The 12329-nt window shown below is 63.8% G+C and carries 15 protein-coding genes; 11 read left to right on the top strand and 4 right to left on the bottom strand.

Annotated features, from left to right (window positions below):
- Positions 1 to 8: 8 nt before the first annotated feature.
- Positions 9 to 593, bottom strand: a complete 585-nt coding sequence (locus CIT39_RS19440) for a CoA-binding protein (RefSeq protein ID WP_094977631.1) — start codon at positions 591 to 593, stop codon at positions 9 to 11.
- 19 nt (positions 594 to 612) lie between these two features.
- On the bottom strand, positions 613 to 1437 hold the full coding sequence (locus CIT39_RS19435) for an enoyl-CoA hydratase (RefSeq protein WP_094977632.1): 825 nt from the start codon (positions 1435 to 1437) through the stop codon (positions 613 to 615).
- Positions 1438 to 1522: 85 nt separating this feature from the next.
- Between CIT39_RS19435 and CIT39_RS19430 the strand changes: the two genes are divergently transcribed.
- The 6 genes from CIT39_RS19430 (at position 1523) to CIT39_RS19405 (ending at position 5197) form a co-directional block, all read left to right on the top strand.
- Positions 1523 to 1951, top strand: coding sequence for a PaaI family thioesterase (locus CIT39_RS19430; RefSeq protein WP_094977633.1), 429 nt, complete (start codon positions 1523 to 1525; stop codon positions 1949 to 1951).
- Positions 1952 to 2109: 158 nt separating this feature from the next.
- Positions 2110 to 2574, top strand: a complete 465-nt coding sequence (gene rplM / locus CIT39_RS19425) for a 50S ribosomal protein L13 (protein ID WP_091965253.1) — start codon at positions 2110 to 2112, stop codon at positions 2572 to 2574.
- Between the two features lies 1 nt (position 2575).
- Positions 2576 to 3055 (top strand): 30S ribosomal protein S9, encoded by a 480-nt coding sequence (gene rpsI, locus CIT39_RS19420; protein WP_008137962.1) that lies wholly within the window; start codon positions 2576 to 2578, stop codon positions 3053 to 3055.
- 228 nt (positions 3056 to 3283) lie between these two features.
- Positions 3284 to 4498 carry a GGDEF domain-containing protein gene (locus tag CIT39_RS19415; RefSeq protein ID WP_094977634.1) on the top strand — a complete coding sequence of 405 codons (1215 nt, stop codon included), beginning with the start codon at positions 3284 to 3286 and terminating at the stop codon, positions 4496 to 4498.
- Between the two features lie 60 nt (positions 4499 to 4558).
- Complete coding sequence (locus CIT39_RS19410; RefSeq protein ID WP_094977635.1) at positions 4559 to 4798, top strand: hypothetical protein; 240 nt, start codon at positions 4559 to 4561, stop codon at positions 4796 to 4798.
- A 102-nt stretch (positions 4799 to 4900) separates the two neighbouring features.
- Entirely contained in the window at positions 4901 to 5197 is a 297-nt protein-coding gene (locus CIT39_RS19405) for an antibiotic biosynthesis monooxygenase family protein (protein ID WP_094977636.1), read from the top strand.
- A gap of 6 nt (positions 5198 to 5203) precedes the next feature.
- On the opposite strand, the gene CIT39_RS19400 is transcribed toward CIT39_RS19405, so the two are convergent.
- Entirely contained in the window at positions 5204 to 6340 is a 1137-nt protein-coding gene (locus CIT39_RS19400; RefSeq protein WP_162308586.1) for an AI-2E family transporter, read from the bottom strand.
- A gap of 134 nt (positions 6341 to 6474) precedes the next feature.
- Here CIT39_RS19400 and CIT39_RS19395 point away from each other — a divergent pair, with 134 nt between their 5' ends.
- Positions 6475 to 7185 (top strand): hypothetical protein, encoded by a 711-nt coding sequence (locus CIT39_RS19395; RefSeq protein WP_094977638.1) that lies wholly within the window; start codon positions 6475 to 6477, stop codon positions 7183 to 7185.
- Positions 7186 to 7276: 91 nt separating this feature from the next.
- Complete coding sequence (locus CIT39_RS19390) at positions 7277 to 8050, top strand: gamma-glutamyl-gamma-aminobutyrate hydrolase family protein (protein ID WP_162308585.1); 774 nt, start codon at positions 7277 to 7279, stop codon at positions 8048 to 8050.
- A 95-nt stretch (positions 8051 to 8145) separates the two neighbouring features.
- On the opposite strand, the gene CIT39_RS19385 is transcribed toward CIT39_RS19390, so the two are convergent.
- Complete coding sequence (locus CIT39_RS19385; RefSeq protein WP_162308584.1) at positions 8146 to 8574, bottom strand: EF-hand domain-containing protein; 429 nt, start codon at positions 8572 to 8574, stop codon at positions 8146 to 8148.
- Positions 8575 to 9578: 1004 nt separating this feature from the next.
- Here CIT39_RS19385 and CIT39_RS19380 point away from each other — a divergent pair.
- From CIT39_RS19380 to CIT39_RS19370, 3 genes are all read left to right on the top strand, one after another.
- Entirely contained in the window at positions 9579 to 9815 is a 237-nt protein-coding gene (locus CIT39_RS19380; protein ID WP_094977640.1) for a hypothetical protein, read from the top strand.
- Between the two features lie 311 nt (positions 9816 to 10126).
- A complete protein-coding gene (locus tag CIT39_RS19375; RefSeq protein ID WP_094977641.1) occupies positions 10127 to 10666 on the top strand; it encodes a TRAP transporter small permease subunit in 540 nt (179 codons plus the stop codon).
- Entirely contained in the window at positions 10663 to 12267 is a 1605-nt protein-coding gene (locus tag CIT39_RS19370) for a TRAP transporter large permease (protein ID WP_094977642.1), read from the top strand. Before CIT39_RS19375 ends, CIT39_RS19370 begins: the two co-directional genes overlap by 4 nt.
- The last annotated feature ends 62 nt before the right edge of the window (positions 12268 to 12329 follow it).

Raw genomic sequence — 12329 nt, 5'->3', positions numbered from 1 at the left:
GCGATGCGTCAGCTTTGCTCGCTCTTGTTTTTTGCGGCGCGGTCGGAGGCCGCGGTGTCGCCGCCGCCGACGCTCATCCGATTGAGGGATAGCCGCATGCCTTGCGTCGGTGCCGGCGCGCGCTTGGAACTGAGCGTGCGCGAATTCACGCCCATCCAGGAGATCTCGGACGACAGGCGGCCATATTCGATCTTGGGACAGCGGTTCATCACCACCTTGATACCGACCGACTCGGCTTTCGCTGCCGCCACCTCGTCACGCGCGCCGAGCTGCATCCAGATCACCTTCGGCAGCGGGTCGAGGGTAAGCGCCTCCTCGACCACGGGCAGGATGTGACTGGAATTGCGAAAGATGTCGATCATGTCGATGGGACGGTCGATGTCGGCGAGCGAGGCGACGAAGGGCTTTCCGAGCAGCTCCTTGCCGACATGGCCGGGATTGACCGGGATCATGTCGTAACCGCGCTGTGCCAGATATTTGAAGGCGAAATAGCTCGGCCGCACGTTGACCGGCGAGGCGCCGACCATCGCGATCGACTTCACGGAGTTGAGGATGGCGCGGATGTAATTGTCGGGATAGGCGTCGTGGTTCATTTGTCGTCTTTTCTTGTTGTCACTCATCCCGCCATGTCGGCGCACGCTTTTCGATGAAGGCGCCGATGCCTTCCTCGGCGTCGCGCGCCATCATGTTCTCGGTCATCACCTCTGCGGCATAACGATAGGCCTCCTCAAGGCTCATCTCGGCCTGGCGATAAAATGCCTCCTTGCCGAGCTTGACGGTGTAGGCGGATTTCAGCGCGACCTGCTGCGCGAGCTCGATCGCAGCGCCGAGTTCTGTGCCGGCGGGCACCACGCGGTTGACGAGCCCGATCTCGCGCGCGCGGTCGGCCGTGACAGGCTCGCCCGTCAGCAGCATCTCCATGGCCTGCTTGCGCGGGACGTTGCGCGACAGCGCCACCATCGGCGTTGAGCAGAACAGGCCGATGTCGACGCCCGGCGTGGCGAACTTGGCGTCCTCCGAGGCGATGGCAAGATCGCAGCTTGCCACGAGCTGGCAGCCGGCCGCGGTCGCGATGCCCTGGACGGCAGCCACCACGGGCTTGGGCAGGTGTACGATCGCCTGCATCATTGCGCTGCAGGCGGTCATCATCTCGGCGAAAAAGGCGCGGCCGCGGTCGGGATCGGTGCGGCGCGCGGTGAGTTCCTTCATGTCGTGGCCGGCGGAGAAAGCCGGGCCGTTGGCCGCGATTACGACGCCGCGGATGGCCTTGTCGCCGCCGATATCATTGAGTTCGGCATGCAGGCTGGCGATCGTCGCTGCCGACAGGCTGTTGCGCGCAGCGGGCCGGTTCAGCGTCAGGACCGCGATGGAGCCTTTGGTCTCGCGCAGCAGGATCGGCGGTTGCGGGGAGGGGGCGCGGGCGGCCTGGGCGGACATCGAAGCGTTTCCGTTGGATTATTGCATTTGAATGACGCAGATAACTTAATGTAACAGGACAAGTGAAGCGAGGGTGGGGAACAGCATGGCGTTAGCGAAAATGAGCGTGGCGGATGTCGAGCAGTTCCTCCGCGTCGAATTTCCCCAGGCGTTCAGCGGCGACGACATCATGATCGAAAGCGCGGACGGCCAGACCTGCCTCCTGCGGCAGCGTTTCAGCGAGAAGATGCTGCGTCCCGGCGGAACCGTATCCGGCCCGACGCTGATGGCGCTAGCCGATTTCGCGATGTACGTGGTGCTGCTGTCCGCGATCGGACCGGTCGGGCTCGCCGTGACCACCAATCTCAACATCAATTTCCTGCGCAAGGGCCAGCCCGGCCAGGACGTGCTGGCGGAGGCGCGGCTGCTCAAGCTCGGCAAGCGGCTGGCGGTCGGGGAGGTGAAGCTGTTGTCCGGCACCTCGCCCGATCCGATCGCCCATGTCACCTCGACCTATTCCATTCCAAATGTTTGAGCTTTTCGCAGGTAATATAGCACCATATTTTCAAGCTATTGATATTGCGACGCTAATTCACGTCGTTGGGCATTGACCGTTGCGCGTCCCTTCTTTAGAAAACCGCCCAGTCCGGTGCGGTGTTCGCGCCGATGCTCCCCGTCCACGGAAACTCTGACATGAAAACCTTTTCGGCAAAGCCGGCTGAGGTGACGAAGAAGTGGGTGCTGATCGACGCCAAGGGTCTGGTCGTCGGCCGCCTCGCCACCATCGTTGCCATGCGCCTGCGCGGCAAGCACCTCCCGACCTACACCCCGCACGTTGATTGCGGCGACAACGTCATCATCATCAACGCGCAGCATGCGGTTCTCACCGGGCGCAAGCGCGAGCAGAAGACCTACTACAAGCACACCGGCTATGTCGGCCACATCAAGGAGCGCACCGCGCGCCAGATCCTCGAGGGCAAGCACCCCGAGCGCGTGCTGGAGAAGGCCGTCGAGCGCATGATCCCGCGTGGTCCGCTCGGTCGCGTCCAGATGGGCAACCTCCGCGTCTATGGCGGCGCCGATCATCCGCACGAGGCTCAGACGCCCGAGAAGATCGATATCGCCAAGTTGAACCGCAAGAACACGAGGGCCGCATAACATGGCCGAATCCATTCAGTCGCTCGACCAGCTCTCGCAGCTCAAGACGGCGGCGGCGCCCGATGCGCCCAAGCACGAGAAGAAGGTCGACAAGTTCAACCGCGCCTATGCCACCGGTAAGCGCAAGGACGCGGTCGCTCGCGTCTGGATCAAGCCGGGCGCCGGCAAGGTCACGGTCAACTCCCGCGAGGTCGAGGTCTATTTCGCTCGTCCCGTGCTGCGCATGATGATCGAGCAGCCGTTCTCGGTGGCCGCCCGTTCCGGCCAGTACGACGTGGTCTGCACGGTTGCCGGCGGCGGCCTGTCCGGCCAGGCCGGCGCGGTCCGTCACGGCATCTCAAAGGCGCTCACCTATTTCGAGCCGGAGCTGCGCACGGTGCTCAAGAAGGGCGGTTTCCTGACCCGCGACTCGCGCGTGGTCGAGCGCAAGAAGTACGGCAAGGCCAAGGCCCGCCGGTCCTTCCAGTTCTCGAAGCGTTAATCGCTTCGGTCATATTCGCCGCGAAAGCGGCTTCAATGAGATGCAAAAGGGCGCTGATTTCAGCGCCCTTTTTGTTATTCGTTTGTCTGCAAATTGATGGCGTGTTTCCAGAAAACTTGGGCGCCCGCGAAAACCTGAATGGAACCCGCCAGATTTAGCGTCGCCTTCGGAAGGGCGCGCAAATCGGATGTACCGATCGCGTAACTGCTATGGCTTAAGGGGGCCGACATGATGTCGCTCGATAGCATCACGCTCTATTTGGTCGCCACCATGGTCGCCGCATTGCTCGGCGCCATGATGGTTTTCTTCGGCAGGCAGGAGAACAGCCCTGCACTGAAATGGTGGGGCACCGCCTATCTCCTCGGTGCCGCCTCCGTAGCGCTGTGGACCGCGGCCGGCGACAGGCTGGGCCCGCATCTCTACCTCGCGCTTAACGCGGTCGGCCTCGTCGCCTGCGGCATGGTGTGGAACGCGGCGCGCGTCTTCCACGGCCGCAAGCCGAACTGGCCCGGCCTCGTGCTCGGTGCGCTCGCCTGGGTCGCCGCCGTCGCGTTGCTCGACCCCGAGGCATCCATGGTGCGGATGATCGTCGGCGCCGGCATCGTCTCGGTCTACGCGGCACTGACCGCCAGCGAGCTCTGGACCGAACGGCGCAAGAGCCTGCAACGACGCTGGCCGGCCGTCGTGATGCCGGTGATGCACGGCTGCGTGTTGATGCTGCCGGTTCTGATCGGCGGCTTCCTGCGTCCGCACGATGCCGGCTTCTCCCAGAGCATCTGGGTCAAGGTGTTCGCGGTCGAACTCATCCTCTACGCCGTCGGTACCGTGTTCGTGATCTTCATGCTGGTGTCCGAGCGCACGGTGACCGCGCACCGCACCGCCGCGTCGACCGATCCCCTGACCGGCATGCTCAACCGCCGCGGCTTCTCGGAAGCCTGCGGCCGCGTGATCGAGCGCGAGGCCAAGGCCGGACGTCCCGTCACCGTGATGATCTTCGACATCGACCATTTCAAGTCGATCAACGACCGCTTCGGCCACCCCGCCGGCGATGAGATGCTGAAGCTGTTCTCCACCGTCGTCGTCAACAATCTGCGCATCACCGACATGTCGGGGCGGATCGGCGGCGAGGAATTCGCGGCACTGCTGCCGTGTTCGCTGGAGGAGGGCGTGCTGGTCGCCGAGCGCGTACGCGAGGCGTTCGAGACCTCCGGCGTCGTGGTCGACGAAGGCCCGGTCGACACCACCGTCAGCATCGGCGTCGCCGGCGGTCCTGCCGGCACCGAGCTCGAAGTGCTGCTGGCATCCGCCGACACCGCGCTCTATCAGGCCAAGCGCGGCGGCCGCAACCGCGTCGAGGCGGCGGAGGAGCTGCCGCTGTCGCTGGAGAACTGGCGCCGCCAGAGCGCCGCGCGGATCAGTACGCCGCGGCCGGCCACCGCCTGAGACGCAGGGCAGCAGCCGCGGTAATTCCCTGTTTACCATTCGATCCCTACCATTGCGGTCATGGAATCGATCCGTCGACAGAACCCGCAAGCTGCCTTGATGTCGCTCGAAGCCGCTGCGGCCTCGGCACGCTGCGGGTTCGCCTGCCTGTTCTCGACCGCGGACGAGTACGAGAGCGCGCTGATCACCGAGCGCCGTGCGCAGGGGCGTTACACGCAAGGCCGCCGCAGCTACTGGCCGCTCGCATTGTTCGTCGGTTGTGCCCTGATCGTGGCGGGCACCGTTCTGCTGCTGGTCTGAGAGGTCCGCATTTCCGGGCCGAGCAGGGCGCCGGTTTGGCGCCTTTTTCTTTTTCGCCCGCTGCGCTAGACACGCCCATCGAACAAAAAGGGGTGGAAACCGATGATCACCGAGATCGCGCAAATCGACGTCAAGCCGGGCAGCGAGAAGGACTTCGAGGCCGCTGTCGCCAAGGCCAAGGCCGCTTTCGGCCGCTCCAAGGGCTTTCACGGCTTCGAACTGCACAAATCCATCGAGAAGCCGCAGCGCTACCGGCTGATGGTGAAGTGGGCGACGCTGGAGAACCACACCGTCGATTTCCGCGGCTCGGAGAATTTTGCCGAATGGCGCGGCCTCGTCGGCCAGTATTTCGCCTCGCCCCCGGAGGTCGAGCACACCGAGACCGTGCTGACGACCTGAGCTGGCTCAGGTCGCCTCCGCCAATGGCGCCTCATAGGTCTTGAAATGGTCGATCATGACCTTGCCGATGGCAACCAGCGGCAGCGCCAGCGCCAGGCCCCAGATGCCGAACACGACGCCGAGCACGATCTGGAACGCGAACAGCGTGGCCGGCGGGATGTCCAGCGCCTGCCGCTGCAGGATCGGCGTCAGCACGTAGCTCTCCATGGCGTGCACGCCCATGAAGAGCAGAAAGGCCGATAGCGCCGGGATCCAGCCCGAGGCGAGGCTCGCCAGCACCACGACGACGCCCGCGATGATGGCTCCGAGGGTCGGGATGAAGGCGAGCAGGCCGGCCTGAATTCCCAGGATGAACGAGCCGGGGATGCCGATGACGGCAAGCCCGATCCAGGTCACCACGCCGACCGCGAGCATGACGATGATCTGTGCGATCAGCCAGCGCTCCAGGGTTTCGCTGATGCGATCGATGATCAGGGCGACGCGGGTGCGGTGCCTCGCCGGCGCCAGATACAGCAGGCCGTCGTGATAGACGCTGGGCTGGGCGGCGAAGGCAAGGCCGAGGAACAGCACGATGAAGATGTTGCCCACGCCGTGGATGGTGCCGAGCAGCAGCTTGAAGGTCTGGCTCACGATCGCGCCGCCGCTGGAGGCCAGCGCGCCCGCACTGGGCAAGGAACCGCGGGAGGGCGCCGCCGCTGCGGGCGCCGCCTCCGACGGAATATTCGCCGAGGAGTCGGTCACGCCGTTGCCGAAATCGAAGAAGCTGGTGTCGATGCCGTGGCTGTCCAGAAAGGACTTCACGTTTCCGATCTGCGACTTGATGGTCTTGCTCAGCAGCGAAGCCTGTTCGGCGATGGTGGCGCCGCCGAGATAGGCGATGCCGACGAGCATCAGGGCGAGCGCGGTGCAGACGATCGCGAGCCGTACCGGATGCGGCAGGGGCACCCTGCGGCCAAGTGCGCCGGTCAGTGCGTTGAGGCCGAGACCGAGCAGCGTGCCGGTGAAGATCAGCAACACGGTGGCGGCGAAATACCAGGTGAAGGCGAGCAGCGCGGTGAACAGCACGACGCCGATGCCCCCGACCGAGATCGCCCAGGCGAGGTCGCCGCGGGTCCGGGAGCGTTCATCTTTGGACATGGTCACGTCGGGTCCTCTCAGCGCAATTCGCGCCGTACTCTCTCGACAAACGCGCTTCGGAGCAAGGCCGCGTCGACGCGCCGGTTTGACGCCGGCGTGCCGACGGTGCAGAGCGATGAGGAAAGAACAATGGGGGCGGTTTGAGCTTCATCAGCAAATGGGCCGGTCTGCTCGGGCTTCTGGCCGTGCTCGTGATCGGCGACCAGATCCGGATCAACCGGCCCGGCCACAAATTTCGCCTGACGGTCGAGGTGACGACGCCCGACGGGATCAAGACCGGGTCCGGCATTCTGGCCGTCGTGCCCGACCGCAACTATAACCGCGGCGGCCGCACCACGACACGCGGGGAGGCGGTGTTCGTCGACCTTGGCCAGGACAGCGCCAAAGGCAGGAATCTGGTGGCCTTGCTGGCGCACCGGCAGGGCGCCAAGCTGGACTTCGACGACATCAACTATATCGCGCTGCGTGCCTACGGCGCCGCGCGAGGCAGTCGCGTCTCGTTCAACGATATCCAGCGGCAGACCGGCGTGGTCCCGTTGGAGGGAGACCTCGTGCCGGTCCTCGTGAACTTCGGAGACCCCAGGGATCCCGGGACGGCGCGCCTTGTCGCCGGCGACCACGCGGAGGCGGTTCTGGGCGAGGGCTATGCGATCCGAGGCCTTACGGTCGAGGTCGTGCCCAACGGGTTCTGGCCGATCGATTTCGGTGGGGCGCTCGGGGAGCCGGTGACACGCGGAATCGACGCGAAACTGCCCTGGCTGGCCGCGCCGGGCGATCCGGCGGCGACCGCACTGAAGGCCGCAGGCCTGCCCGCTGGCGGCGAGCCCCGGGAGGCATTTGCGCGAAAATAGCATTGCCGTCCCGCGATCCCTTCTGTTGAATTTGTGCCATCGGAGGGGCATGTTCGGAGAATCTTCTTCACGGAGAGGCACGGAACGACAGATGAGAAAGCCGGTCGTCGGCGTGATCGGGAATGCCCATCGCGTCGAAAATCGATTTCAGGTCCAGATGGTCGGCGAGCGCAATTTGCGCGCCGTGGCCGAGGTTTCCGGCGGCCTGCCGATGATGTTCGCGGGAGCGCCTGATATTACCGACATCGGTGCGCTGCTCGACACGGTCGACGGCATCGTGCTGACCGGCGCCCGCGCCAACGTGCACCCGACCCGTTTCAACGTCGATCCGTGTGAGGCGCACGAGCCCTACGACATCCACCGCGACGAGGTGGCGCTGGCGCTTTCGGTCGCCTGCGTCGCTCGCGGCGTGCCGCTGTTCGGGATCTGCCGCGGCCTCCAGGAGATGAACGTCGCCTTCGGCGGCTCGCTGCATCCGGAGATCCGCGAAATTCCCGGCCGCATGAACCATCGCATGCCCCGGCTCGAGAACGGCGAGATCCACCCCGATCCGACCGTGGTGTTCGCCGACCGTCACGACGTCGAGCTGACGCCGGGCGGCGCGTTCGCAAAGCTGCTCGGCTGCGAGAAGATCAGGGTCAATTCGCTGCACGGCCAGGGCATTCTCGAGCCCGGCAGGCGCGTGCTGGTCGAGGGCGTCGCCGAGGACGGCACCATCGAGGCGATCCGGATCGCGGAAGCCCCGACCTTCGCGCTCGGTGTGCAATGGCACGCCGAATACGATCCCCAGCACAATCCCATCAATCGCAAGCTGTTCGAGGCCTTTGGCGAAGCGCTGGTCGCAAGGCAGCGCGCGGCGGCGTAGATCACGGTCGGGTCCGGGACAAGCGAAGCGCAGATTCGGGTCCTACGCCGCTCGGAGGTCTCCTGTGGGATAGCTCGCTCGGCGAACTGCAGGACCTATTTTCCGGCTCGCATGAACGCCTGCATTTCTTCCGGCGTGAGCTTGCCATCCTTATTGCTGTCCATGGCCTTGAAAATTCGCTCGTGGGCTGCCTGAAACTCCGCCGACGAGAGGGCTCCGTCGCCGTCGGCGTCCATCAGCGCAAACACCATGCGGAACATGATCGGAGGCCCCATCGCGTCCGCACCCATCGTGCCGCGCCCCTTCATGGCGGGACCCATCATGCCTCCACTCATCATGCCTCCACCACCCATCATGCCTTGTCGCTCGCCGGACGGGCTTGCGGGCGGCGTCGTTTGCGCGGGCGCCGGTGCCTGATCCGATCCCGGGTGATGGCCGCCCTCGTGATCAGATGCCGTCTGAGCCAACGCGGGATAGGTCAGCGCTGCGAGCAACAGCGCTGCAGCAAGAGTTGGACGTCGCATGGCTGTTCCTCCGATGTTGATCTGAAATGACGATGATGCCGACGCGGACCAGGATCGGCTTGAGGCACGTCAATATGGTAGGTAGGAAACCCCGCTCGATGTGTCCTGAATGTGCCTGTCGGGAACCAGCCTCGTGGGATGGTTGCGCGAAAGCGATCACGATCTGGTTCTTCGCCGCTCCATGATGGGTTTCGCAACATTCAACGCATGCGACGGGCTCCGCTACATGCAGACATACCTTCGCGATCTCGCGGCGCGTTTCGCCCGAGGCTTGCTGTCGTTTCGCGCTCTTCGAAAGACCAAAGGGCGCAGGGAAGGCCGGGCGCCGGCGGCACCCGCAAGTCCGTGCGCAACAGAGATGCACACGGGGTGGACCACAGGTGTTGCCGGTCGCCCGGCCTTCCCTGCGCGGATGGTTTTAACGGTGTCCTTCGTGCTCTCCTCGGGGAGCGTTGCACTATTGCCCCCGTCGCCCTGCGGATGGCTGATGCACGTGCCCGGTCGGGCCGCCGCATCACCGCAAGCCTTGACGCCAGAACCCCGGGCGTCAGGACCACACGACTTCTCCGTCCGCGGACGGTCCCGCCGAAATCCCCGAAGGCTTGCGTGTGCTCGCCCTCAGGTCTCGACAAGACCGCTATGACTGCGCCGTGTCGTATCGCGTCGCCTGAGGACTCACAGTTGCCCGCCCTGTCATCACGCATCCGCGCCGGCGCTGCCGCGTCCACCGCACCCCGGCCCGCATCTCGTGACGATCGCGAAGCGCCCCTTTGGTAGGGCCGGGATGGCGCCTCTGTGCCACAAATCCGAAATTCGGGAAAGTGGAATATTTTTGACGCAAGGGCTTGACCGGGTGTTTTGCCCGACGCCTCTCGAGACTGACCCGGAGCGGGTCGGGACGCATTGCGCTATCCCAATGCCGGGAGGCGCTTGATCGGCAAGACTTGCTTGGCGGGGCTGGTAGATGCAGCTTAGGCTCTGTCCCAAGACGGAGGATTGCCTTCATGACTAGACCTGCGAAGACGGAAAGCGAACTCATCGCCATGGCAAAGGCCGAGTTGAAGGTTCACGCCGACTGTCCCGATGGAATGACAATCTCGATCCTCCGCGATGGTCGTTCCTGGGAGTTTCGAGCCAGTGCAGACCGGGCCAACTCGGATCGGCCCGGCTACCCCGAATGCGTGGCGATGCTCGTCCAGATCGGCGACCACCTCTGCAAGCAGTACGACGTCGAGGGCTAGGCAGTCCGTTCGAGGATCGCATTGCCGGAAGCCGCTGCACGCCAGCCGGATTCATCATTGCGCCCATATTTTCGGCGCAGCTGCGGCAAACTGTCAATTTTCTGGTTGACCCGAAATTGGCCGACGGTAAATGTATCTTGCTTCACGCGGCGGGTGAGACCTGAGCAGGTCTTGCCAAAAACCGACAACAAGAACGGGCGGAAGCATCAGGAGGGTGGACTAGCTCCCGCGCGGAAGTGGACGGACGCTGATTCAGCGCCATTGTCCTGCTCGTTTGGGGTCAGCACTCAGCGAGCGGGGAAAAGGCATCGATGCGCCCATTGTTGGCGGTGAGTACGGCTATCGACTGGCTGAATGAAAAAGTCGGCAGCGTCTGCAACATCCTTATACTCGCGGCCTGTCTCGTCAGCGCTGCAAACGCGATGATCCGGTACGCCTTCAGCTACAGCTCCAACAGCTGGCTTGAGACGCAATGGTATATGTTCGCTGTCGTCGTGATGTTCGGCTCGTCCTATACTTTCAAACGCAACGAGCATGTCCGCGTCGAAATCATGTACCTCATGCTGTCCGAACGCGGCCAGCTATGGCTCGACTTGATCGGGACATTGGTTTTCCTCGTCCCGGCGTGCGTGCTCCTCAGCTACCTCTCATGGTCGATGTTCTACAACTCGTTCGTCATCGGCGAGATGTCCAACAACGCCGGCGGCCTCATGCGGTGGCCGATCAAGTTCGTCCTGCCGGCCGGGTTCTTCATGGTCGCCCTGCAAGGCGTCTCGGAGGTCATCAAACGCGCGGCCGCCTTGCGCGGTGAAGTCACGATCGATGCGAAATACGAGCGGCCGACCCAATGATCACGATTGAGATGATGCCGCCGCTGATGTTCGGCGGGCTGGTCCTGGCAATGCTGATCGGGTTCCCCGTCGCCTTCACGCTGGCCGCCCTCGGGCTTTCGTTCGGATTCCTCGCGATCCACGAAGGATTCTTCGGGTTCAGCTTCCTCCAGGCCATCCCGGAGCGCATCTACGGCAGCGTTCTCGCCAACGAACTGTTGCTGGCGATTCCGTTCTTCACGTTCATGGGCGCGATCCTCGAACGATGCGGCCTCGCGGAGGATATGCTGGATTCCATGGGGCAGCTGTTTGGCCCCATCCGCGGCGGTCTCGGCTATTCCGTGATCATCGTCGGCTTCATCCTCGGGGCCATCACGGGCACCGTGGCCGCGCAGGTGATCGCGATGGCGCTCATCTCGATGCCGGTGATGATCCGCTACGGCTACAACATGCGCTACATCACCGGCGTGCTCGCAGCGTCCGGCACCATCACCCAGCTGGTCCCACCCTCGCTGGTTCTGATCGTGCTCGCGGACCAGCTCGGCAAGTCGGTCGGTGACATGTATCTCGGCGCCTGGGGCCCATCGATCCTCCAGATCGCACTCTTTGCCGGCTACACGTTCGTGCTGAGCGTGATCAAGCCGGGCCACGTCCCGGCGGTGCCGAAGGAAGCAAGGACGCTGACGGGCTGGGCGCTCTGGCGTAAATGCCTTCTGGGCATCATCCCGTCTGCCGTCCTGATCTTCGTGGTGCTCGGCACCATGATGCTCGGCCTTGCCACCCCGACCGAAGCGGGCGCGATGGGCGCAGTCGGCGCCATCGTTCTTGCCGTCATCCATCACAAGGATTTCAGCTCGGCCGGGCACAAGATATTGCTCATCGGCGTGGCGGCCGCGGGTGTCGGCACCATCATCGGCATCTACTTCACGCCGAATCTGGTGTTCAAGATCGCCTTCGCGATGGCCTATCTCGCGGTCGCCTGGGTCTGCATCGAGGCGATCAGGATTCCGGACCTGCGCATCCTGGTCAAGCAGGGCTACGAGACCACGATGCGCATCACCTGCATGGTGACGTTCATCCTGATCGGATCGACCTGCTTCTCGATCGTCTTCCTCGGTTGCAACGGTGGTGTCTGGCTCGAGCACATGCTGACATCGCTGCCGGGCGGGGTCTGGGGCTTCCTGATCTTCATGAACCTGTTCATCTTCTTCATCGCTTTCTTCCTGGACTTCTTCGAGATCGCCTTCATCATCATCCCGATGATCGCGCCGATCGCGCAGAAGCTGCTCACTCCCGTCGTCGGGGCGGATGCTGCCTTGATCTGGTTCGGTGTCATGCTCTGCGTCAACATGCAGACCTCCTTCCTGCATCCGCCCTTCGGCTTCGCCTTGTTCTACCTGCGGGGTGTTGCGCCGAAGGAGGTCAAGAGCTCGGACATCTATTGGGGCGCGATGCCCTGGATCGGCCTGCAGGCGATCATGGTCGCGGTCGTCATCGCATTCCCGATCACGGTCACCGGATTACTGGACGCCCCCATCAAGGTGGATCTGGACAAGGTCAAGATCGAAATCCCGGACATCGAGATGCCGCCGCCGCTCGATTTCGGCCAGCCGAAGAATTGAGAACTTGTTGTGGTTCAATCCGAAACATGATCGTGCTTTGTATCGTGTCCGGTCAACCGTCC

The organism is Bradyrhizobium symbiodeficiens (assembly GCF_002266465.3).
Taxonomy (GTDB): Bacteria; Pseudomonadota; Alphaproteobacteria; order Rhizobiales; family Xanthobacteraceae; genus Bradyrhizobium; species Bradyrhizobium symbiodeficiens.
Note: the sequence above shows the minus strand (reverse complement) of the source record. Positions and strands in the feature narration are given on the sequence as shown.